This window comes from Bradyrhizobium sp. 25ACV (assembly GCF_054863005.1).
The window spans coordinates 346,110-368,412 of sequence record NZ_JAVAYO010000006.1 but is presented as its reverse complement, the minus strand read 5'-3'; the positions used below and the strand labels follow the sequence as shown (position 1 = coordinate 368,412).

Sequence of the window (22,303 nt, the reverse complement as noted above, 5' to 3'; positions counted from 1 at the left end):
AACTTTGATGGCAGGAGGAACCGTCTCTAAAACGTCAATGAAAACAATTGGTTGCGAGGGCGCTTCGATCACATCTGCGTGTTATTTGTGCAACACCCGTCGGAAAACAAGCTTCATAGGCCCGTTTCAAAGCGTTCTCTTGTTGTGTGTGCAAGGACGTTCGGTAATTGTGACTGAGCGACGGAGGGGGGCATCCCGAGGTCGTCCCGTTTAGGTCATTTCGCTTAAGTCCCTCGCGTTCATGCGGGTGTGTCCGAAGACGCGAAGGAGCCCGGAGCGGTGATTTAGAGGGGGTTGGGGAATTGGCCGTCCGGTCAGTGACCTTCCCTGAAGAGCAACTTGGAGGTTTAACATGAAGTTGGTTAAGAGCCTTTTGCTCGGCTCAGCGGCGGGTCTGATCGCCGTGGGCGGAGCTCAAGCAGCCGATCTGCCCGTGAAGGCCAAGGCGGTCGAATACGTGAAGATCTGCTCGCTGTACGGCGCGGGCTTCTACTACATCCCGGGCACCGACACCTGCATCAAGCTGGGTGGTTATCTGCGCGCTGAAGTCGCGCTGAACACCAACTCGAGCTTCAGCGGTCAGCTCACGTCGAACAACGGCGCGCGTAACCGTCTGACGAACTACTACACCATGCGCGCTCGTGAAGATCTCAACATCGACACGCGCACCGCGACCGAGTACGGCGTCGTCCGTACTTTCTTCGACGGCGTGTTCTCCTGGACCACCGGCAACTACGCCGGCACCGGCAGCGCGACGGGCACGACCGCCTACAGCGGCACGCTGGCGCTCAACACCTCCGGCGCCACCCCGGCGCTCGTTGGTTCGTCGATCAACGGCACCGACGGCAACACCTCGGGCGGTTCGCTCGGCGTGTACTACGCCTTCATCCAGTTCGCTGGCTTCACCATGGGTAAGGCCGTGTCGCAGTTCGACGCGCCCTGGACCAACTATCCCGGCAACAACTTCGACAGCCTCGTCGGCGGTTCCGGCACGGTCACTGGTGTCAACCAGTTCACCTACACCGCTGACTTCGGTCAGGGCGTGACGGCGTCGTTCTCGGCGGAAGACGCGACGGCTTACTACCAGGCCGGCAACCTCAACATGACCGGCGCTTCGGCGACTGGCATGATCGGCGGTTCGTATGGCTCGAACGCCATCGGCGGTTCGCGTTCGCCGAACCTCGTCGGTATGGTCCGTGTCGACCAGGCTTGGGGTCTGTTCCAGGCGTCGGTCGCTGCTCATGACAACCACGTTGCCTACTACGGCGCCACCGAGCCGACTGGCCACCCCGACGACAAGTGGGGTTGGGCTGTTCAGCTCGCTCTGTCGATCAAGAACATCCCGACTGGTGCGGGTGACGTGATCAACATTTCGGGCGTCTACACCGACGGCGCGTCCCGCTACAACTTCCAGAACCTGGCGGGCGGCAGCTACTCGATGTTCGGCAGCTCGGGCGTTGCTTACCAGAGCGTCGGCTTCGCCATCGCTCCGGACACCGTGTTCGTGACCGGCAGCTCGCAGGAAACCGTCAAGACCTGGGGCTTCCGCGGTGCTTACACCCATAACTGGGATCCCTACTGGAACACCGCGCTGTACGGTGCCTACGCTCAGGCGCAGTTCGGCTCGCTCGCCAAGACCACGCTTTGCGGCGCTGGTGGTGCAGGCGGCGTGTTCGGTGGCCTGGTCGGTGTGACGGGTTGTAACCCTGACTTCGCCGTTGCGCAGGTCGGTGTCATCACCCGCTGGACCCCGGTCAAGAACCTGACGTTCTCGGCTGACCTGAACTGGACCCACCTCGACCAGAAGTACTCCGGTACGGTTGGTTACGCCGGTGCTGGCACGACGGCCAAGCCGGCCGCTGTGTACGAGCTGAAGGATCAGGACACCATCACCCTGCTCCTCCGCGCTCAGCGCAACTGGTAAGTTCGGTCTAACGACCTGACAGAGAGCCCCGGCGGGAAACCGCCGGGGCTTTTCTTTTGCCGCGGTTGCTCGCCTTCGCACTTCGCGCAATGGGCCAAGTTTGGCGCATCGCTCTCCATTGATCGGTCTTCGTTGCGATCTGATGGAAGCGTACCGGGAGAGCAGGGCAATCGCATACGGCATTTTCCGCCAGCTGAGCGCGCACCTCGTCCTTCGAGACGACCGCGAAGCCTGTCATCGGGCCGCGCTTTGCGCGGACCCGGCGGCGGTCTCCTGGAGGCTAAGCGGCGTCGATGCCCGCCAAGACTGCTGCCGCACACTCCGTCCTCATCCTGAGGGCCCGCCAACGGCGGGCGTCTCGAAGGATAGCCACAGAGGGGCCGCTCCCAAATGCGATGCTTTGGGTGGGAGAGGGGAGCTCCGCGCTTCCCATCCCTGACAGTGGCGCGCTGGGAAAGGACTGCCGTTGGCCGGCCTGGCCGCTCAAACGCCTTCGCTGACCTGTCTTTGCAGCGGTGGCGACAGGCGCCTTCATCTGCACCGCGAGGCAACGGCAGCGCTCGCCACCCATGCTCGCGGCTGCGAATCGAAAGAGCTGATCGCTATTCCACGCTGCCGGCGCCGCGGCGCAGATCGGCTTCGATCTGCAGCCGCGTGCCGCCCCCGAAGCGGGCACGGTAGACCTGCAGGTTCTCCATGATCCGCTGCACGTAGTTGCGCGTCTCGGAGAACGGAATCAGCTCGACCCAGTCGACCGCGTCGACCTTGGGGTCGCGCGGATCGCCGTAGCGCTCGACCCACTTCTTCACGCTGCCGCGGCCGGCATTGTAGGCGGCAAAGGTCATGATGTAGGAGCCGCGATAATCCTCGAGCAGTCCGCCGAGCTCGGCCGAGCCGAGCGTGGCGTTGTAGACCGAATCGTTCTTCAGCCGCCCCAGATCGTAAGTCGCGCCGTGGCGTTTGCAGACATAGCGCGCGGCGTCGGGCGTCACCTGCATCAGGCCGTAGGCCTGCGCCGGCGAGACCACTGACGGATTGAATGCGCTCTCCTGCCGCGCGATCGCATAGACGATGCTGCGCTCCACTTCGGGACCGATCGGCGTGAACTGCGGAATGCCGTTGACGGGGTAGGCGTAGAAGTCGAACGGCAGGCCGCGATTGAGCGCGGCCTTGCCGAGCAGCAGCATGCCGCGCGCATCGTTGTAGCGCTGGGTCAGCTCGCCGAGGCCGGCGAGTGCTTCGGGATCGCCGTTCTCGCCCATGTCGGCCAGCAGCGGTATCGCCATCTCGCGCTCGTCGAGTTCGTAGAGCAGGTGCGCGGCGCGCACGATCTCCAACCGCTCGGCGCCGCGGCCGCGCGGCTGGCTGTTGAGCTCGATCTGCGGCAGGCCGAGCTTGGCCCGGGCGAGCTGGCCGTAATAGCTGGTCGATTGTTCGGCCGCACGGGCATAGGCGTTGCGCGCCTCCTGCTGGCGACCCGCCGCTTCCGCGGCGCGGCCCTGCCAATACCCCGCACGCGCCAGCGCGGTCGGATTGACGCTGCCGACGCCGATGCGGGCGAAATGCTGGGTGGCGGCCGCGGGGTCGTTGAGGAAGCGCAGCGCGATCCACCCGGCCGTGAACTCCTGCTCGGTCTTGTAGATGTCGCGCGAGGGCAGTGCGGCGTCGCGCGCGATCAGATAGGCGCTGCGAAATTCCTCGGTGTCGATCATCTTGCGCGCCAAAAGACGCCGCTCGATCCACCATTCGTCGAGATTGTGGAGCCGGTTCGGATCCTTCGGCGCCGACAGCATGAGCTGGGCTGCTTCGGCGAACTTCTCCTCGCGGCGCAGCAGCTGGATCTTGCTGAAGGTGAAGCCGGGGTCGTTGTGCAGCTCGCGGGGCACGGCGTCGAGCAGCGCACGCGCGTTCGGCGCCTTCTTGACGGCGGCGATGCGGGCCTTGGCGAGTGCGACATAGCCGGCACCCAGGCGCTTTGCGGCGCGTAGCGCGGCCTCGTTCTCGCTGCCGTAGAGCAGGGTGTCCATCCGCGCCTTCTGGTCGCCCGGCGTCAGCAGGGCGCCGAACTGGTCGAGCGCGTTGTTCTCGGTATCCTCGGACATCGGATCGCTGCGCCAGGCCTCGCGCACCAGCCGCTCGGCGTTGGCGCGGTCGCCGCGCGCCAGCATCGCCTTGGCGAGCGTGAAGCGGCCCTTGGCGGAGATCGGAGATTCGTTTTCGAACCACGACCACGCGACGGAATCGTCGCGCCTGTCGTCCCACATCGCGGCCTCGAGGCGCCGGCGCAGGAAGGTCTGCGACGGCCAGCTCGGATTGGCGGAGAGGAAGGCGCGGTAGCGCTCCACGGTGGCGCCATTGTCCTCGCTGCGCAGGATGATCCATTCCGCGAGTTTTCGCGCGACCGGATCCGAGATGCCGGCCGCGACGTTGCTGGCCTCACCCGCCTTGCGCTTGCGCACGAGCTCGATGATGCTCTCGAGGGCGTCCTTGTCGCCCTGGGGCGTCGACGACGTCGCCGCGACCGCGGCCGGTATGACCGGCTTGCGCGGCGCGGCATGCTGGCGCGTCGCCGGGGCCAGCACGGGCGCTGCGGCCGGTCTGGCCGCGGGGGCGGAAGGTCTGACGGTGGCGGTCACGGCCGGCGCGGGGGCGGTCTTCGGCGGCGAACCGCCGGCGGCCGGATGCGATTTCGGCGCAGGGGCCGCTGCGGCAGGCTTGGGCTTGTCCTTCGCGGGCTCTTTTCCGGCGCTCTTGCCCGTGTCCTTGCCCGTCTCCTTGGCCGGTTTCTTCGCCGCGTCCTTGGCCGGAGCGCCGGCGGCACCCTTGCTCGCGCCCTTGCTTGCGCCCGGGCTTGCTCCTTTGGCCGCGTCCTTCGAAGTTTCCTTGCCGGTTCCCTTGGACGAGCCCTTCGCGGTGTCCTTGGCAGCTGGCTTCGCGGTGTCCTTGCCAGCTTCCGCCGTCGTCTCATTGGACTTGGCCAGGGCGGCGCAGCCGACCGACAGCCCTGCCATCAGGCACACGATGAGACCGGTGGATCGCCAGGCGGCACGAGGGAATGAGGTCACGGGTTTGGTCGCCCCGAATCAGTCAAGTGGCTCAAGATCTAGCTGTATTTGATTGAATATGCGGACAAAATACCAACAGCGGCTTACCGCGGGCGGGTTTGCACCACTACCGCGGCAAAATCGCGGCCTAAACGGTGCGTCACACGGAAGCGGGCCTTTTACCGGCGGGATAGACCCGATATGAAAGGGGCTTGCTCAAGAGATAGCCGCGTACGGAGGAAGTCCATGGCAGCCAAGACGAAATTCCGGGGATCGTTCACCGCCTTGGTCACGCCGTTCAAGAACGGCTCGCTGGACGAGGCGGCATTCCGATCCCTGGTCAACTGGCAGATTTCGGAGGGCACCAACGGCCTGGTCCCGGTTGGCACCACCGGCGAGAGCCCGACGCTCAGCCATGACGAGCACAAGAAGGTGGTCGAATGGTGCATCGCTGAAGCCAAGGGCCGCGTGCCTGTGATCGCCGGTGCAGGCTCCAACTCGACCAAGGAAGCGATCGAGCTCGCCCAGCACGCCGAGAAGGCGGGCGCGGATGCCGTGCTGGTGGTGACGCCTTACTACAACAAGCCGACCCAGGAAGGCATGTACCAGCACTTCAAGGCGATCAACGACGCGATCGGCATTCCGATCATCATCTACAACATCCCGCCGCGCTCGGTGATCGACATGTCAGTCGACACCATGAAGCGACTGTGGGAGCTGAAGAACATCGCCGGCGTGAAGGACGCCACCGCCAGCATGGTGCGCGTGTCGCAGCAGCGTGCGGCGATGGGCGAGGATTTCAACCAGCTCTCGGGCGAGGACGCGACCATCATCGGCTACATGGCGCATGGCGGCCACGGCTGCATCTCGGTGACGTCGAACGTCGCGCCGCGCCTGTGCTCGGAGTTCCAGGCCGCCTGGGCTAGGGGTGACCATGCCGCTGCGCTGAAGATCCACGACAAGCTGATGCCGCTGCACAACAACCTCTTCATCGAGAGCAACCCGGCGCCGATCAAGTACGCGATGTCGCTGCTCGGCAAGCTCGACGAGACGCTGCGGCTGCCGATGGTGCCGGTCTCCGAGCCGACCCGCGTTGCCGTGCGCAGCGCCATGGTGCACGCTGGCCTCATCAACTGATGGGTTGACCTATCGGGGAGGCCGTTCATGAGCGTCGACGAAAAGGGCAGGCGGATGCTCACGGAGTTCCGCGAATTCGCCATGAAGGGCAACGTCGTCGATCTCGCGGTCGGCGTCATCATTGGCGCGGCCTTCGGCGCCATCGTCACCTCGCTGGTCGGTGACATCATCATGCCGATCATCGGCGCCGCGACCGGCGGCCTCGACTTCTCGAACTACTTCGCCCCCTTGTCGAAGGCGGTGACCGCCACCAACTTAGCGGATGCGAAAAAGCAAGGCGCCGTACTTGCTTACGGCAGCTTCCTGACGCTGACGATCAACTTCATCATCGTCGCCTTCGTGCTGTTCCTGGTGATCCGCGCCATGAACACACTGAAGCGGAAGGAAGAGACCAAGCCCGCGGAGCCGCCGAAGCCGTCGGAGGAGGTCGTGCTGCTGACCGAGATCCGCGATCTCCTCAAGAAGTGACGCGCGCGCTTCATCCAAACTGTTAGCATCGCTGCGCATCGCGCTCAGGTTTCGTCGCCATGGCTGAAAAGAACGAACGTCCGATCAAGGTCATGGCGGAAAATCGCAAGGCCCGCTTCAACTATGCGATCGAGGATACGATCGAGGCGGGGATTGCGCTGACCGGCACCGAGGTCAAGTCGATCCGCAACGGCAAGAGCACGATCGCGGAGTCCTACGCCGATTCCAAAGACGGCGAGATATGGCTGATCAACGCCACCATTCCCGAATATCTGCAAGGCAACCGCTTCAATCACGAGCCGAAGCGGCCGCGAAAGCTGCTGCTGCATCGCCGGCAGATCAACAAGCTGATGGGTGCCGTCGACCGCGAGGGCATGACGCTGATCCCGCTCAAGCTCTATTTCAATGAGCGTGGGCGCGCCAAATTGCAGCTGGCGGTTGCAAAAGGCAAGAAGCTCCACGACAAGCGCGAGACCGAAAAGAAGCGCGACTGGAGCCGGGAGAAGGGCCGCCTGATGCGGGCGAGGGGATAGCGAGATGAACCAACGGAACCTGCTCGAGGTCGATTGGAGCCAGATTCCCGCACCTGAAGACGACGGCGCGGCCGCGCATCTGACCGGCATGACGCTGCCGCCAATCGGCCTGCTCGCGACCAACGACACCTCGGTGACGCTGTCGGCGCTGCACGGCCGGACCGTGGTGTTCGCTTATCCCCGCACCGGCGAACCCGGCAAGATTTCGTTGGTCGACGATTGGGACATGATCCCGGGTGCGCGCGGTTGCACGCCACAGACTTGCGCATTTCGCGATCTGTTCGCCGAGCTGAAGGGCGCGGGCGCCTCCCACGTGTTCGGCCTCTCGACCCAGAGCAACGAGTACCAGACCGAGATGGCGTCACGGCTGCATCTGCCGTTCCCCGTGCTGTCGGACGAGAAGCTGGCGCTGACGCGCGCGCTCAATCTGCCGACGATGGAGGTCGCGGGCCTGACGCTGATCAAGCGTCTTGCGCTGATCGTCGACGACGCCAGGATCACGCATGTGTTCTACCCGGTGTTTCCGCCCGACCGGAACGCCGGCGACGTCCTGGAGTGGCTGAAGGCCAATCCGGCCAAGGCGTGAACCAGCGCGCTAATCGAGATCCGCCTTCACCTTCGCGAACACCGACCGGAACATGTCCGGCGTCAGCACGCCAGTATTCGTGTTGTAGCGCGAGCAGTGATAGCTGTCGTAGAGCCTGAACGCGCCGGCCTGATGCACGGCGCCGTGGCCGAAGGGGGCCTGCGAGGCCTTCAGCTTCAGCGGCTTGAGCACGCTGTCGTGCGCAATCCGTCCGAGCGCGATGATCGCGCGCAGCTTCGGCATCGTCTCGAGATTCGCGACGAGGAACTGGCGGCAGGTGTTGATCTCCACCGGCAGCGGCTTGTTCTGCGGCGGAACGCAATGCACTGCATTGGCGATCCGGCAGTCGACCAGCTTCAGGCCGTCATCGGGACGTGCCTGATAGGTGCCCTTGGCAAAACCAAATTCGAGCAGCGTGGCATAGAGCAGGTCACCGGCGTAATCGCCGGTGAACGGCCGTCCCGTGCGGTTGGCGCCCTGCATCCCCGGCGCGAGGCCGACGATCAACAGGCGTGCCTTGACGTCGCCAAAGGGCGCGACCGGCGCGTTGTGCCACAACGGCTCGCGCGCCCGGTTCGCCTCGCGAAAGGCGACCAGGCGCGGACAGAGCGGACAATTGCGGTCGGGAACGACGGTGGGAGGCTGGCGGCTTGACCGGGCCGCCTCACTCCTCGAAGTCGTCATCGCCCCTCGGCGCCATGGTGGTTGCGCGCTGGAGGAATTGCGGGGCGTGGTGGCGGGCCTCGCGATCGCCGCGGTCGCGCGGGGCGGGGCGTTCGGAGGGATCGCGGCCGAGCTTGGATTGCAGCTCGACGAGGTCGGTGAAGACGTCGGCCTGGCGGCGCAGCTCGTCGGCGATCATCGGCGGCTGGCTGGCGATGGTGGAGATCACCGTGACCCGCACGCCGCGGCGCTGCACGGCCTCGACCAGGGAGCGGAAGTCTCCGTCACCGGAGAACAGCACCATCTGGTCGATGTGCTCGGCAAGCTCCATGGCGTCCACGGCGAGCTCGATGTCCATGTTGCCCTTGACCTTGCGGCGGCCGGAGGCGTCGATGAACTCCTTGGTCGCCTTGGTGACGACGGTGTAGCCGTTGTAATCCAGCCAGTCGATCAGCGGGCGGATCGAGGAGTATTCCTGATCCTCGATGATGGCGGTGTAGTAGAACGCCCGAAGCAGCGTTCCGCGGCTCTGAAACTCCTTCAGCAGGCGCTTGTAGTCGATGTCGAAGCCCAGAGTTTTCGCCGTCGCGTAGAGATTGGCTCCGTCGATGAAGAGCGCGATCTTGTCGGTAGAGGAAGGTGACATTCAGTTTGCTCGCGTAGTGTTCGTGATTGATCGTTTATTGTTGGCGCGGCGGCAGCAGGCCGCGCAGTCTAGGGTGCCGCCGAAATCCGTCGAAGCCGCAAATCCGGAGAAGTCGGGGCAAACAAGGTATAGTTATGGCGGACTTTCATAGACCCGGCGCCGCCCTCAATGGCAGCCCGGGTAACCGCCCATCCCAGCCCTAATGTGGGGGTAGCAGAGCCGTTTGGCGAGGCCAAATCACAAATTGGCCTTGCGAAACCGCCCCAGCCCCTATAACTAGCCCCAATCATCCACATATTTCGTCCCACCCACAACGGAGCGACAGTCCATGGCTCGCGTCACCGTAGAAGATTGTATCGACAAGGTCGACAACCGGTTTGACCTGGTCCTGCTGGCCGCCCACCGTGCCCGCATGATTTCGTCCGGTTCACAACTAACGGTTGACCGCGATAACGACAAGAACCCTGTTGTGTCTTTGCGCGAAATTGCTGACACGACCATTTCGCCCGAGGACCTGCGCGAGGAGCTGGTGCACTCGCTCCAGAAGTTCGTCGAGGTCGACGAGCCCGAGCCGGATACGGTGCCGCTGATCGGTTCCGCGGGCGCGAGCGTCGATGCGGACGATACCGAAGTCGCCGTCGAGCGCATGACCGAAGAGGAGCTCCTGAAGGGTCTCGAAGGCCTCGCGCCGCCCGAGGAGCAGCCCGAGGAAGACGAGTAAATCGTCCGTCGCGATCGTCGATTTCTTGTGATTTTATCAAAGGCCCGAACCGGTGTTCGGGCCTTTGCTTTTGTTGACGTTTTCGTGGTTACCATGCGTTGTACTTGGCGATGCGTCCTGTCACTGAATTGATCGGACACAAGCGCGATCGGAGCTAAGATGTATACAGCGGGCCGGCTCGGGCTCGTTTGAAGGCAGGACGGGATGGTATATCGGCGCCGCAGATCCACGCAGATGCAGGCCGCAACCGAATCGGTTGCCGTGGCCCCGACTGCGCCGGTCGCGCGCCCGGCCAAGCCCCGCGCGCGCATGATGCGTCAATATGACCTCGTCGAGCGCGTCAGGTCCTACAATCCCAACACCAACGAAGACCTGCTGAACCGCGCCTATGTCTACGCCATGAAGGCGCACGGCTCGCAGACCCGCGCCTCGGGCGATCCGTATTTCTCGCACCCGCTCGAAGTGGCAGCGATTCTCACCGACCTCAAGCTCGACGACGCCACCATCGTGGCCGCGCTGCTCCACGACACCATCGAGGACACCGAAGCGACGCGGGCCGAGATCGACCAGATCTTCGGGCCGGAGATCGGCGCGCTGGTCGAGGGCCTGACCAAGCTGAAGCGGCTCGAGCTGGTGTCGCGCGAGGCCAAGCAGGCCGAGAATCTGCGCAAATTGTTGCTGGCCATTGCTGACGATGTCCGCGTGCTCCTGGTCAAGCTCGCCGACCGCCTGCACAACATGCGCACGCTGGATTTCGTGCCGACGGAGTCGCGCAGGCGCATCGCCGAGGAGACGCTCGACATCTATGCGCCGCTGGCGGGCCGCATGGGCATGCAGGAAATGCGCGAGGAGCTGGAGGATCTGTCCTTCCGCACCCTCGATCCCGAGGCCTATTCGGTGGTGATGCAGCGTCTCGACGCGCTCGCCGAACGCAACCGCAATCTGATCGGCGAGATCGAGGACCAGCTCTCCAACAATCTGCGCCACCGGGGCCTTGGCGCGCGGGTCTATGGCCGCCGCAAGAAGCCGTTCTCGATCTGGACCAAGATGGAGCGCAAGTCGGTCGGCTTCGAGCAATTGTCCGATATCTTCGGCTTCCGCCTCGTCGTCAACGACATCGAGGCCTGCTATCGCGCGCTCGGCATCGTCCACACCACCTGGCCGGTCGTGCCGGGACGCTTCAAGGACTACATCTCGACGCCGAAGCAGAACGACTACCGCTCGATCCACACCACGGTGATCGGCCCCGGTAACCAGCGCGTCGAGTTGCAGATCCGCACCGAGGCGATGGACCAGATCGCCGAGCGCGGCATCGCCGCGCACGTCTTCTACAAGGAGGGCGTCGGCTCGCCGACCGAATTCCTCAAGCGCGAGTCCAATGCGTTCGCCTGGCTGCGCCACACCATCGGCATCCTCTCGGAGAGCGCCAACCCGGAGGAATTCCTCGAGCACACCAAGCTCGAGCTGTTCCACGACCAGGTGTTCTGCTTCACCCCGAAGGGCAAGCTGATCGCGCTGCCGCGCCACGCCAACGTGATCGACTTCGCCTATGCCGTGCACACCGACGTCGGCAATAGCGCGGTGGGCTGCAAGATCAACGGCCAGTTCGCGCCGCTGTCCTCGGAGCTGCAGAACGGCGACGAGGTCGAAGTGCTGACCTCGGAAGCGCAATCGGCGCCGCCCTCGGCCTGGGAAACCCTTGCGGTCACCGGCAAGGCGCGCGCCGCGATCCGTCGCGCCACGCGGACGGCGGTGCGCGATCAATATGCCGGCCTCGGCCGGCGCATCGTGGAGCGCCTGTTCGAGCGCGCCAAGATCGAATATGCCGACGACAAGCTCAAGGGCGCGCTGCCGCGCCTCGCACGCACCTCGATCGACGACGTCATGGCGGCGGTGGGCCGCGGCGAGATCAAGGCCTCCCACGTCGCGCGGGCGATGTATCCCGACTACAAGGAGGAGCGCATCGCGCGCTACGGCGTCAAGAAAGGGCTTGCCGCCAAGCTCAAGGAGAAGTCGTCGGAGCCGCCGCGCAGCCCGGTCGCGATCCCGATCCGCGGCATCAATTCCGACCTCCCGATCAAGTTCGCACCGAATGGCGGCGCCGTGCCGGGCGATCGCATCGTCGGCATCGTCACGCCGGGCGAGGGCATCACGATCTACCCGATCCAGGCGCCGGCGCTGAAGGATTTCGAGGAGGAGCCAGAGCGCTGGCTCGACGTCCGCTGGGACATCGAGGACTCCGCGCCGCAGCGCTTCCCCGCCCGCATCAAGGTCGAGAACGTCAACGAGCCCGGCGCGCTCGCCCAGATCGCGACCGTGATCGCCGAGCACGACGGCAATATCGACAACATCAGCATGCAGCGCCGCTCGCCTGATTTCACGGAGACGACGATCGATCTCGAAGTCTACGATCTCAAGCACCTCAGCGCGATCCTGGCACAGCTGCGCGCGAAGGCGGTCGTCGCCAAAGTCGAACGTGTTAATGGATGATGCTTGTCGTTGCCGGGCTTGACCCGGCAACCCATCTCTCTTCAAAGAAGATGGATGCGCGGGTCGAGCCCGCGCTCGACGAGTTGGGAAATGTCACTTCGCGAGTTCTGAAATGCCCGCTTCGAAGCTCCGCCTCGGCGTCAATATCGATCACGTCGCAACCGTGCGTAACGCGCGCGGCGGCCGCCATCCCGATCCGGTGCGGGCGGCGCTGATGGCTATCGAAGCCGGCGCCGACGGCATCACCGCCCATTTACGCGAGGATCGCCGCCACATCCGCGATGAGGACATGGCGCGGCTGAAGGCCGAGATCTCCAAGCCGCTCAATTTCGAGATGGCGGCGACCGACGACATGATGCGGATCTCGCTCGCCACCAAGCCGCACGCCGTGTGCCTGGTGCCGGAGCGCCGGCAGGAGGTGACCACCGAAGGCGGCTTGGATGTGGTCGGCCAGCACAACGCGCTGGCGCCCTATATCGCTCGGCTGAACGATGCCGGCATTCGGGTCTCCCTGTTCATCGCCGCCGATCCCGCCCAGATCGAGATGGCGGCGCGGCTGCGCGCGCCGGTGATCGAGATCCACACCGGCGCCTGGTGCGACGCCGTCGTCGACGGCCACACCGCCAAGGCCGAGGCCGAATGGCAGCTGATCGTGGCGGGGGTGAAGCTGGCCAAGGCCGCCGGGCTGGAGGTTCATGCCGGGCACGGGCTCGACTATGCGACGGCAGAGACGATCGCGGCGCTGCCAGACATCATGGAGCTCAACATCGGCTACTACATGATCGGCGAGGCGCTGTTCGTCGGTCTTGCCGAGACGGTGCGCAGCATGCGCGCGGCGATGGACCGCGGCCGGAGCCGGGCATGATCATCGGCATCGGCTCCGACCTGATCGACATCACCCGCGTCGGCAAGGTGATCGAGCGCCATGGCGAGCGCTTCCTCGAACGCATCTTCACTGCGGCCGAGCGGGCCAAGGCGGAGCGGCGGGCCAAGAACGAGAAGATGGTGGTGGCGACCTACGCCAAGCGCTTCGCCGCCAAGGAGGCCTGCTCCAAGGCGCTCGGCACCGGGATCCGGCGCGGCGTGTGGTGGCGCGACATGGGGGTGGTCAACCTGCCGGGCGGGCGGCCGACCATGCAACTGACCGGCGGGGCGCTGGCCCGGCTCCAGGCCCTGACCCCGGAGGGGTTCGAGGCGCGGATCGACCTGTCGATCACCGACGACTGGCCGCTGGCGCAGGCCTTCGTTATCATTTCGGCCGTCCCGCTGCCGAAACCCTGAGAGGGCCCGGCGAATTTTATGATTTGTGTTATAAATCAATGCCTTATTCAGTTTTGATGCGATCCTTGATTGCGTGGCCTCCGACAACCGTCTAAAAGTCCGCCGACGCAAATCAGCTTGGGTAAATTCGGCTTTACGCCGGAATTGGCCCTCACTATCAGAATCAGGACAATCTCCTTGCGCCGCGAACCGGTGGGCCGTTCGCGGGAGGAGGGCGCTCTGTGATCGCCGGGCGGAATTGAGAGAGCAATGAGCGTGACTTCAGGAACGAAAACTGAGAGCGGCGTCGGTGAGACGATCCGGGTCGTGATCCACGCTCTCCTGATCGCGCTGGTGATCCGCACCTTCCTGTTCCAGCCCTTCAACATCCCGTCCGGCTCGATGAAGGCGACGCTGCTGGTCGGCGACTATCTGTTCGTCTCGAAATATTCCTACGGCTACAGCCATTATTCGATTCCGTTCTCGCCGCCGCTGTTCTCCGGGCGGATCTGGGGCTCGGATCCGAACCGCGGCGACATCGTCGTGTTTCGCCTGCCGAAAGACGATTCCACCGATTACATCAAGCGCGTGATCGGCCTTCCCGGCGACCGCATCCAGATGCGGGACGGGCTGCTCTACATCAACGACACGCCGGTCGAGCGGCAGCGGATGAGCGAATATGTCGGCGAGGAGCCCTGCGGCTCGGAAGGTGGCGGCATCTCCCGCGTGAAGCGCTGGAAGGAAACGCTGCCGAACGGGGTGTCCTATGAGACGCTCGATTGCGCCGACAACGGCTACGTGGACAACACCAATGTCTACACCGTGCCGGCCGGCCATTTCTTCATGATGGGCGACAACCGCGACAACTCCACCGATAGCCGCTTCCTCGGCCAGGTCGGCTATGTGCCGCAGGAGAATTTGATCGGCCGCGCCCAGATGATCTTCTTCTCCATCGCCGAAGGCGAGCATGCCTGGATGTTCTGGCGCTGGCCGTGGGCGGTGCGCTGGAATCGGTTCTTCAAAATCGTCCGATGAAAGACGAAGCCAAGGACATCGCGATCCAACCGACCGAGGCGCAAGCCGCTCCTGAGAGCGAAGCTGCAGCGAAGACGCCTGCAAAGAAGAAGCGGACGCGGAGCAGCAAGGCCAAGGGCACCGATGCCAACGCGGCGCTCGAGGCGCGCATCGGCCACAGCTTCGCCGACCCGAATATGTTGATGCAGGCGATCACGCATGTCTCGGCGCTGAAGTCCGGGCGCAAGCGCGGCGACAGCTACCAGCGCCTGGAATTCCTCGGCGACCACGTGCTCGGGCTCGTCGTCTCCGACATGCTCTATCATGCCTTCCCGAACGCCGATGAGGGCGAGCTGTCCAAGCGTCTTGCCGAACTCGTGCGCAAGGAAAGCTGCGCCGACGTGGCCAAGTCGCTCGGACTGCTCGACGACATCAAGCTCGGCTCGGTCGGCTCCAGCGCCGACGCGCGCCTGCGCAAGTCCATCCTCGGCGACATCTGCGAGGCCGTGATCGGCGCCATCTTCCTCGACGGCGGCCATGCGGCGGCCGCCGAGTTCGTCAAGCGCAACTGGACCGAGCGCATGCACAAGCCGCGCCGTCCGTTGCGCGATCCCAAGACCGTGCTGCAGGAATGGGCGCAGGGCAAAGGGCTGCCGACGCCGGTTTACCGCGAGGTCGAGCGCACCGGCCCGCACCACGATCCGCAATTCCGCGTCGCGGTGGACCTGCCGGGGCTCGCGCCGGCCGAGGGCATCGGCGGCAGCAAGCGCGCGGCAGAGAAAGTAGCAGCTTCAGTGATGATCGAACGTGAGGGCGTTGGCGGCGGCAATGACGGCTGAAACAAGCGGCGAGGCGCCCACTGCCACGCGCTGCGGCTTCGTTGCGCTGATCGGCGCGCCGAATGTCGGCAAGTCCACGCTGGTCAACGCGCTGGTTGGCGCCAAGGTCACGATCGTCTCGCGTAAGGTGCAGACCACGCGCGCGCTGATCCGCGGCATCGTCATCGAGAACAACGCGCAGATCATTCTGGTCGACACGCCCGGCATCTTCCTGCCCAAGCGCCGGCTCGACCGCGCCATGGTATCGACCGCCTGGAGCGGGGCGCATGACGCCGATCTGGTCTGCGTGCTGCTCGACGCCAAGACCGGGATCGACGAGGAGGCCGAGGCGATCCTCACCAAGGCGGCCAGCGTCAATCACGAGAAGATCCTTGTCATCAACAAGGTCGATCTGGTTCAGCGCGAGAAACTGCTGGCGCTGGCGCAGGCCGCCAACGAGCGCATGAAGTTCGCGCGGACCTTCATGATCGCGGCGATCTCGGGCGACGGCGTCGACGACCTCCGCAAGACTCTCGCCGAGATAGTGCCATCGGGCCCGTTCCTCTACCCCGAGGATCAGATGTCGGACGCGCCGATGCGGCAGCTGGCGGCCGAGATCACGCGCGAGAAAATCTATCAGAAGCTGCACCAGGAATTGCCCTACCAATCCACGGTCGAGACCGACAAGTGGGAGGAGCGCAAGGACAAGTCGGTGCGGATCGAGCAGACGATCTTCGTCGAGCGCGAGAGCCAGCGCAAGATCGTGCTCGGCAAGGGCGGCGCCACCATCAAGTCGATCGGCGCGGACTCGCGCAAGGAACTGATGCAGATCCTGGACGTGCCGGTCCACCTGTTCCTGTTCGTCAAAGTGCGCGAGAACTGGGGCGACGATCCCGATCGCTACCGCGAGATGGGCCTGGACTTTCCGAGAGAATAACCAAGAACAGATCGGTATCCGATGAGCGTGCCCAGCAATGTCCGGCGCTTCGAAGCGCTGCTCTATGCGTCGTTGATGCTGGACGCCTTGTCCGTTGCGGTCCAGGACCGCACGCCCAGTGCCGAGGTGACCGAGCAGATGATCATGACGGGGACCTTGCTCGCCGGCGGCATGATCCTGCTCCTGGTCTACTTCGTCTGGCTCGCCGCGCATTGGCGCAAGAACTGGCCGCGCTGGGTGCTGGCGGCGGCCCTCGTGCTGTCGGTGATCTCGCTCGGCCAGATCATCGGGGAGAAGGGCATGGAGCTCGACAGCGCCATCGAGATCGTCTCCTGTGCGCTGACGACGGTAGGCCTGTATTTCTCCTTCAGCGGCGACGCGCAGGGCTGGTTCAACGCGTAACGGTGCGTAGGGCGGATTAGCGAAGCGTAATCCGCCACCTACCTGTGCTGGGCAATCGGCGGATTACGCCTTCGGCTAATCCGCCCTACGATTGAAGGCCGGAATCCGCTACACTTCACCCCATGGAATGGACCGACGAAGGCATCGTGCTGGGCGTGCGGCGGCATGGCGAATCCAGCGCCATCGTCGAGCTGTTGACGCGCGGGCACGGCCGCCATCTCGGCCTCGTGCGCGGCGGCGCCGGCTCGCGGATGCGGCCCTTGCTGCAGCCGGGGAACAGCGTCAGCGCGGTGTGGCGGGCGCGGCTCGACGAGCATCTCGGCACTTATGCGATCGAAGGGCTTAAGCTGCGCGCGGCGACGCTGCTGGGATCGTCCCATGGCGTCTACGGCGTCACCCATCTCGCCTCGATTGCGCGGCTCTTGCCGGAGCGCGATCCGCATGAGGAGATCTTCGCGCTGCTCGAGCATTCGCTCGACGATTTCGAGGATATTGGTGGTGCGGCCGTGCATCTCATCCATTTCGAGCTGGCGATGCTCGCCGAGCTCGGCTTCGGGCTGGCGCTGGAGAATTGCGCGGTCACGGGCGAGACCACCGATCTGATCTACGTCTCGCCGAAATCCGGCGGCGCGGTGTCGCGCGGCGCGGGCGAGCCGTGGCGCGACCGCCTGTTGCGCCTGCCGCCGTTCCTGCGCCAGGGCGAAACCGCAAGCGATCTCACCGAGCAGGATCTCCAGGACGGCTTTCGGCTCACCGGCCTGTTCCTGCTGCGCCATGTGCTGGAGCCGCGCGGGCAGGGCCATTCCGACGCGCGCGCGGGCTTCATCAACGCCTTGATCCGGCAGCAGGCGAAGGTGGCGATTCCCGCGCCATGAGCGGAGCGGGACTCTGCTTTGCCTCTCTGTATGGAGTTCCGGGGGAACGAAGTGGGGCTGGTTGAGTTCGCTTCCTCAGGTTCCATAGCGGGGACAGCCTAAATGTTGATCAGAGGATTCGCCTTGTCCGCGGCGCTGCTCACGTTTGCGCCTGATGCAATGGCCGGTGAGCCGCAACCCGGCGTGTTTCGCCGGGCGTCCTGCACGGTCGTCCGGTATTATGTGGCGAAATATTCTGCTGCGGCCGCAGAGACATGGGCGCGGTCGAAGGGAGCGACGGAGGCCGAAATCGAGGCCGCCCGGCGGTGCCTGACCAACGTGCCGGCGCCGGCCCAAACGCCTGGTGGGACCCAGACCCAGACCGTGACAGCCGGCTGGGCGGGGCATTAGGCGCCCACAGGGAACCAATCCATCCTTGCCCGATTCGCTTCCACGGTTTAACCGGGCGGCATGGGAAAACGAATCGTTCCGCCGGAAGAACCGGCCGAAATTCACGAGGTGCCGCTGCGCGAAGCGCTCGAGGAGCGTTATCTCGCTTATGCGCTCTCCACCATCATGCACCGCGCGCTGCCCGACGCGCGCGACGGCCTGAAGCCGGTTCACCGGCGCATCCTCTACGGCATGCGCCTGCTCAGGCTCGACCCCGGCACGGCATTCAAGAAATCCGCAAAAATCGTCGGCGACGTGATGGGCTCGTTCCATCCCCACGGCGACCAGGCGATCTACGACGCCATGGTCCGCCTCGCGCAGGACTTCTCCTCGCGCTATCCGCTGGTCGACGGCCAGGGCAATTTCGGCAATATCGACGGCGATAATCCCGCCGCCTACCGCTACACCGAAGCGCGCATGACCGACGTCGCGCGGCTTCTGCTCGACGGCATCGACGAGGACGGCGTCGAGTTCCGCGCCAATTACGACGGCCAGTCGAAGGAGCCGGTCGTGCTGCCCGGCGGCTTCCCGAACCTGCTCGCCAACGGTGCGCAGGGCATCGCGGTCGGCATGGCGACCTCGATCCCGCCGCACAATGCGGCCGAGCTTTGCGAAGCCGCGCTGCACCTGATCGAGAAGCCCGACGCCAAATCCAAGGCGCTGATGCGGTGGGTCAAGGGGCCCGATTTCCCGACCGGCGGCATCTGCGTCGATTCCAAGCAGGCCATCGCCGAAGCCTACACCACCGGCCGCGGCTCGTTCCGCGTTCGCGCGCGGTGGGAGCAGGAGGAGGGCGCGCGAGGCGCCTGGGTCGTTGTCGTCACCGAGATTCCCTTCCTGGTGCAGAAGTCGCGGCTGATCGAGAAGGTCGCCGAGCTGCTGGACCAGAAGAAGCTGCCGCTGGTCGGCGACATCAGGGACGAGTCGGCGGAAGACGTCCGCATCGTGATCGAGCCGAAGTCGAAGAACGTCGATCCTGCGCTGATGATGGAATCGTTGTTCCGTCTCACCGAGCTCGAAAACAAGATCCCGCTGAACCTCAACGTGCTGATCAAGGGCCGCGTGCCCAAGGTGGTGGGGCTGGCCGAGTGCTTGCGCGAATGGCTCGACCATCTGCGCGACGTCCTGATCCGCCGCAGCAACTACCGCAAGGTGCAGATCGAGCACCGGCTGGAAGTCCTCGGCGGCTTCCTGATCGCCTATCTGAACATCGACAAGGTCATCAAGATCATCCGCACCGAGGATGAGCCGAAGCCGGCCTTGATGAAGGAGTTCAAGCTCACCGAGGTGCAGGCCGAAGCCATCCTCAACATGCGCCTGCGCTCCTTGCGCAAGCTCGAGGAGATGGAGATCCGCACCGAGGACAAGAACCTCCGTGCCGAGCTCAAGGGCATCAACGCGGTGCTCGCCTCGGAAGCCGAGCAGTGGAAGAAGGTCGGCGAGCAGGTCGGCAAGGTCCGCGACATGTTCGGACCGAAGACGCCGCTCGGCAAGCGTCGCACCACTTTTGCCGACGCGCCCGAGCACGATCTCGCCGCGATGGAGGAGGCCCTCGTCGAACGCGAGCCGGTGACGGTCGTGGTCTCCGACAAGGGCTGGATCCGCACCATGAAGGGCCATGTCGAGGATCTCTCGGGGCTCGCCTTCAAGCAGGACGACAAGCTCGGCTTTGCGTTTTTCGCCGAGACGACCTCGAAGCTGCTGCTGTTCGCCACCAACGGCAAGTTCTACTCGCTCGATGTCGCCAAGCTGCCAGGGGGCCGCGGCCACGGCGAGCCGATCCGCCTGTTCATCGACCTCGAGCAGGAGGCGGCGCCCGTCGCGCTGTTCGTGAACAAGGGCGGACGCAAATTCCTGGTCGCGAGCAGTGAGGGCCAGGGCTTCGTCGTCAACGAGGACGATTGCGTCGGCACCACCAAGAAGGGCAAGCAGGTCCTCAACGTCGACATGCCGAACGAGGCGCGCGTGGTTACCGAAGTGCTGGGCGACACCGTCGCGGTCATCGGCGAGAACCGCAAGATGCTGATCTTCCCGCTCGACCAGGTGCCCGAGATGGCGCGCGGCCGCGGCGTGCGGCTGCAGAAGTACAAGGACGGCGATCTCTCCGACGTCGCCGTGTTCGAGGCCAAGGCGGGCCTGACCTGGAAGGACTCCGCGGGCCGCGAATTCTCGGCGACCATGAAGGAGCTGGCGGAGTGGCAAGGCACCCGCGCTGACGCCGGCCGCCTGCCGCCGAAGGGTTTCCCGAAGTCGAACAAGTTCGGCAAGGTGATCGGGTAGGGGCCTTTCTTGTCCCGGACGCGCTGCAACGCTCTTCGCGTTGCTGCGCAGAGCCGGGAACCACGCCGCACCGATTGCTCGGAGACATGGGCCCCGGCTCTGCAGCGCACCGCTGAAGTAGCGCTGCGCCGCGTCCGGGGCACGGAGAATGTGCAGCGCGCACCTGTCGTTCCATCGTCGTTGCAACAGGGCTGCTCTCCAATTCGCATTCCACGGCCCAGCGCGGTCTGATACCGTTCGCGACGCGGGTCTTCTGGAATGTCGAGAAATAACGCGATGTACGATGTCATTGTTGTCGGCGGCGGCTCCGCTGGCGCGGCTGTTGCGGCGCGGCTGTCCGAAGATCCCGCGCGGCGCGTCCTGCTGCTGGAGGCGGGGCGCGACTGGCGCGCCGATGAGGCGCCCTGGGAGGTGCGGACGCCGAACCCGATCCCGATCATCCACAAGCGCGAGTACCAGGAGAAATGGCAGTGGCCAGATCTGTTGTCGCGCCGGGTGGCCGGGCAGGAGGCGCGCTTCTACTGGCGCGGCAAGGGGCTCGGCGGCTCGTCGATGATGAACGGGCAGATCGCCATCCGCGGCGTTGCCGATGCGTTCGACGAATGGGCCGCCAACGGCTGCACCGGCTGGTCGGCCAGGGAGGTGATGCCGCTATTCTCCGTGATCGAGGACGATCTGGAGTTCGGCGATGCCGAGGGCCACGGCCGCGGCGGGCCGCTGCCGGTCTATCGCGCGCCGCCGGAGACCTGGGGACCGATCGATCGGGGCTTGCGCGATGCGGCGCTCGCGAGCGGCTATCCCTGGTGCGCCGACCTCAACGGCCCCGATGGCGAGGGTGCTGCCTGCTATCCCATCAACAGCCGCGACAGCCGCCGCATCAGCACCAATGAGGGTTATCTCGAGCCGGCGCGCGGCCGCGCCAATCTGGAAATTCGCGGCCATGCGCTGGTCGATCGCGTCCTGATCAGCGACGGAAGGGCAACCGGCGTCCGCGTTCATATCGAAGGGCAGGGCACCCACGAGATCAGCGCGCGGCAGATCGTGCTGTGCGCCGGCGCCATCCACAGTCCGGCGATCCTGCTGCGCTCGGGCGTCGGCCCGGCCGAGGAATTGAAGGCGATGGGAATTGGCGTTGCGCGCGATTTGCCGGTCGGCCGCCACTACTTCGATCACCCGCTGTTTCGCGCCACGATCCAGCTTCGCGAGGAGCTGCGCCCCACGGACCCGGACACCCGTCACACCAATTGCTGCGTGACCTATTCCTCGGGCCTCGCCAATGGCGGCAAGCGCGACATGATCCTGATCGCCTTCAATCACCGCGGCATCGGCAATCCCGGGGCGATCGGTGCGGGCCTGTTCAACGCCTATTCGCGCGGCACGCTGAAGCTGGCCTCGACCGATCCCGCGATCGATCCCGTCGTCGAGGAGAACATGCTGGCCGATCCCCGCGACATGCTGCGCATGATGGATGCGGTGAGACGGCTCGCTGTGATCACGTCGCAGCCGGCGCTGGCAGGCATCGCGGACTGGATCCGGCTCGCCGATACCGACCTGACGCTGCCGCAGGCAGCTCACCTGCCGGATCACGAACTCGATGCAGTGCTGCGCCGTGAGACCGGCGACATCCAGCACGCCGCCGGCAGCTGCCGCATGAGCGGCGCCGGGGATGCCGACGGCGTGGTCAATCCTGACGGCGGGGTGAAGGGCATTGCGAGCTTGCGCGTCGCCGACGCCTCGATCATGCCGTCCGACTGCCGCGCCAACACGCATTTCACCACGGTGGTAATTGGGGAAGCCATCGCGCGGATGATGATGCGGTAGTTTCTGCTGCGTTGAATCCCGTCATCCTGAGGAGCGAGTGATGGGGCGCGATAGCGCCCCATCCGGAGCCTCGAAGGATGACCGGCCGAGATGCTTCGATACCTCAACAGTGACAGCCGGGCCGTCGCCCTTCGAGGGCCGCTGAAGAAGCGGCCACCTCAGGGTGACGGTGATGGTGCAGTGCTCGCGGCTTCAACACCGTCATTGCGAGCGTAGCGAAGCAATCCAGGATCTATCCGCGGAGGGATTCTGGAT

Annotated in this window: 20 protein-coding genes; 17 read left to right on the top strand and 3 right to left on the bottom strand. The window is 65.0% G+C overall.

What is annotated here, in order from left to right; genetic code table 11:
- Window positions 1–352 precede the first annotated feature (352 nt).
- Window positions 353–1,924: a porin gene (locus tag RAD04_RS17000; protein ID WP_461624668.1), complete on the top strand. Its 1,572-nt coding sequence runs from the start codon at window positions 353–355 to the stop codon at window positions 1,922–1,924.
- A gap of 602 nt (window positions 1,925–2,526) precedes the next feature.
- On the opposite strand, the gene RAD04_RS16995 is transcribed toward RAD04_RS17000, so the two are convergent.
- Entirely contained in the window at window positions 2,527–4,935 is a 2,409-nt protein-coding gene (locus RAD04_RS16995; RefSeq protein ID WP_461624738.1) for a lytic transglycosylase domain-containing protein, read from the bottom strand.
- 279 nt (window positions 4,936–5,214) lie between these two features.
- On the opposite strand from RAD04_RS16995, the gene dapA reads away from it, so the two are divergent.
- The 4 genes from dapA to RAD04_RS16975 are packed head-to-tail and all read left to right on the top strand — an operon-like array spanning window position 5,215 to window position 7,692.
- Window positions 5,215–6,105 carry a 4-hydroxy-tetrahydrodipicolinate synthase gene (dapA, locus tag RAD04_RS16990; protein WP_461624667.1) on the top strand — a complete coding sequence of 297 codons (891 nt, stop codon included), beginning with the start codon at window positions 5,215–5,217 and terminating at the stop codon, window positions 6,103–6,105.
- A 54-nt stretch (window positions 6,106–6,159) separates the two neighbouring features.
- Window positions 6,160–6,573, top strand: coding sequence for a large conductance mechanosensitive channel protein MscL (mscL, locus tag RAD04_RS16985; RefSeq protein WP_461620678.1), 414 nt, complete (start codon window positions 6,160–6,162; stop codon window positions 6,571–6,573).
- Window positions 6,574–6,632: 59 nt separating this feature from the next.
- Entirely contained in the window at window positions 6,633–7,106 is a 474-nt protein-coding gene (gene smpB / locus RAD04_RS16980) for an SsrA-binding protein SmpB (RefSeq protein WP_018320004.1), read from the top strand.
- A gap of 4 nt (window positions 7,107–7,110) precedes the next feature.
- Window positions 7,111–7,692, top strand: coding sequence for a peroxiredoxin (locus tag RAD04_RS16975; protein ID WP_461624666.1), 582 nt, complete (start codon window positions 7,111–7,113; stop codon window positions 7,690–7,692).
- A 9-nt stretch (window positions 7,693–7,701) separates the two neighbouring features.
- Here RAD04_RS16975 and RAD04_RS16970 read toward each other — a convergent pair whose 3' ends face one another.
- Complete coding sequence (locus RAD04_RS16970; protein ID WP_461620616.1) at window positions 7,702–8,376, bottom strand: uracil-DNA glycosylase; 675 nt, start codon at window positions 8,374–8,376, stop codon at window positions 7,702–7,704.
- Window positions 8,357–9,001: a LabA-like NYN domain-containing protein gene (locus RAD04_RS16965; protein ID WP_018320007.1), complete on the bottom strand. Its 645-nt coding sequence runs from the start codon at window positions 8,999–9,001 to the stop codon at window positions 8,357–8,359. The genes RAD04_RS16970 and RAD04_RS16965 overlap by 20 nt, the downstream gene beginning before the upstream one ends.
- A gap of 328 nt (window positions 9,002–9,329) precedes the next feature.
- On the opposite strand from RAD04_RS16965, the gene rpoZ reads away from it, so the two are divergent.
- From rpoZ to RAD04_RS16905, 12 genes are all read left to right on the top strand, one after another.
- Window positions 9,330–9,722 (top strand): DNA-directed RNA polymerase subunit omega, encoded by a 393-nt coding sequence (gene rpoZ / locus RAD04_RS16960; RefSeq protein ID WP_008133017.1) that lies wholly within the window; start codon window positions 9,330–9,332, stop codon window positions 9,720–9,722.
- 204 nt (window positions 9,723–9,926) lie between these two features.
- Window positions 9,927–12,212, top strand: coding sequence for a RelA/SpoT family protein (locus RAD04_RS16955; RefSeq protein ID WP_461620618.1), 2,286 nt, complete (start codon window positions 9,927–9,929; stop codon window positions 12,210–12,212).
- Between the two features lie 112 nt (window positions 12,213–12,324).
- Window positions 12,325–13,077 carry a pyridoxine 5'-phosphate synthase gene (locus tag RAD04_RS16950; RefSeq protein ID WP_461624665.1) on the top strand — a complete coding sequence of 251 codons (753 nt, stop codon included), beginning with the start codon at window positions 12,325–12,327 and terminating at the stop codon, window positions 13,075–13,077.
- The gene (gene acpS, locus RAD04_RS16945; RefSeq protein ID WP_461620620.1) at window positions 13,074–13,493 is read left to right on the top strand and encodes a holo-ACP synthase; all 420 of its coding nucleotides are present in this window, start codon (window positions 13,074–13,076) and stop codon (window positions 13,491–13,493) included. The genes RAD04_RS16950 and acpS overlap by 4 nt, the downstream gene beginning before the upstream one ends.
- Window positions 13,494–13,742: 249 nt before the next feature.
- Window positions 13,743–14,507, top strand: a complete 765-nt coding sequence (gene lepB / locus RAD04_RS16940; RefSeq protein WP_018320011.1) for a signal peptidase I — start codon at window positions 13,743–13,745, stop codon at window positions 14,505–14,507.
- A complete protein-coding gene (gene rnc / locus RAD04_RS16935; RefSeq protein ID WP_018320012.1) occupies window positions 14,504–15,325 on the top strand; it encodes a ribonuclease III in 822 nt (273 codons plus the stop codon). The genes lepB and rnc overlap by 4 nt, the downstream gene beginning before the upstream one ends.
- The gene (gene era / locus RAD04_RS16930; RefSeq protein WP_461624664.1) at window positions 15,315–16,241 is read left to right on the top strand and encodes a GTPase Era; all 927 of its coding nucleotides are present in this window, start codon (window positions 15,315–15,317) and stop codon (window positions 16,239–16,241) included. The genes rnc and era overlap by 11 nt, the downstream gene beginning before the upstream one ends.
- 21 nt (window positions 16,242–16,262) lie before the next feature.
- Window positions 16,263–16,643 (top strand): hypothetical protein, encoded by a 381-nt coding sequence (locus tag RAD04_RS16925; RefSeq protein WP_038972470.1) that lies wholly within the window; start codon window positions 16,263–16,265, stop codon window positions 16,641–16,643.
- A 122-nt stretch (window positions 16,644–16,765) separates the two neighbouring features.
- The gene (gene recO / locus RAD04_RS16920; RefSeq protein WP_461624663.1) at window positions 16,766–17,518 is read left to right on the top strand and encodes a DNA repair protein RecO; all 753 of its coding nucleotides are present in this window, start codon (window positions 16,766–16,768) and stop codon (window positions 17,516–17,518) included.
- Between the two features lie 102 nt (window positions 17,519–17,620).
- Window positions 17,621–17,908 (top strand): hypothetical protein, encoded by a 288-nt coding sequence (locus tag RAD04_RS16915; protein WP_018320016.1) that lies wholly within the window; start codon window positions 17,621–17,623, stop codon window positions 17,906–17,908.
- Between the two features lie 60 nt (window positions 17,909–17,968).
- Window positions 17,969–20,227: a DNA topoisomerase IV subunit A gene (parC, locus tag RAD04_RS16910; RefSeq protein ID WP_461624662.1), complete on the top strand. Its 2,259-nt coding sequence runs from the start codon at window positions 17,969–17,971 to the stop codon at window positions 20,225–20,227.
- Window positions 20,228–20,503: 276 nt separating this feature from the next.
- On the top strand, window positions 20,504–22,048 hold the full coding sequence (locus tag RAD04_RS16905) for a GMC family oxidoreductase (protein ID WP_461624661.1): 1,545 nt from the start codon (window positions 20,504–20,506) through the stop codon (window positions 22,046–22,048).
- The last annotated feature ends 255 nt before the right edge of the window (window positions 22,049–22,303 follow it).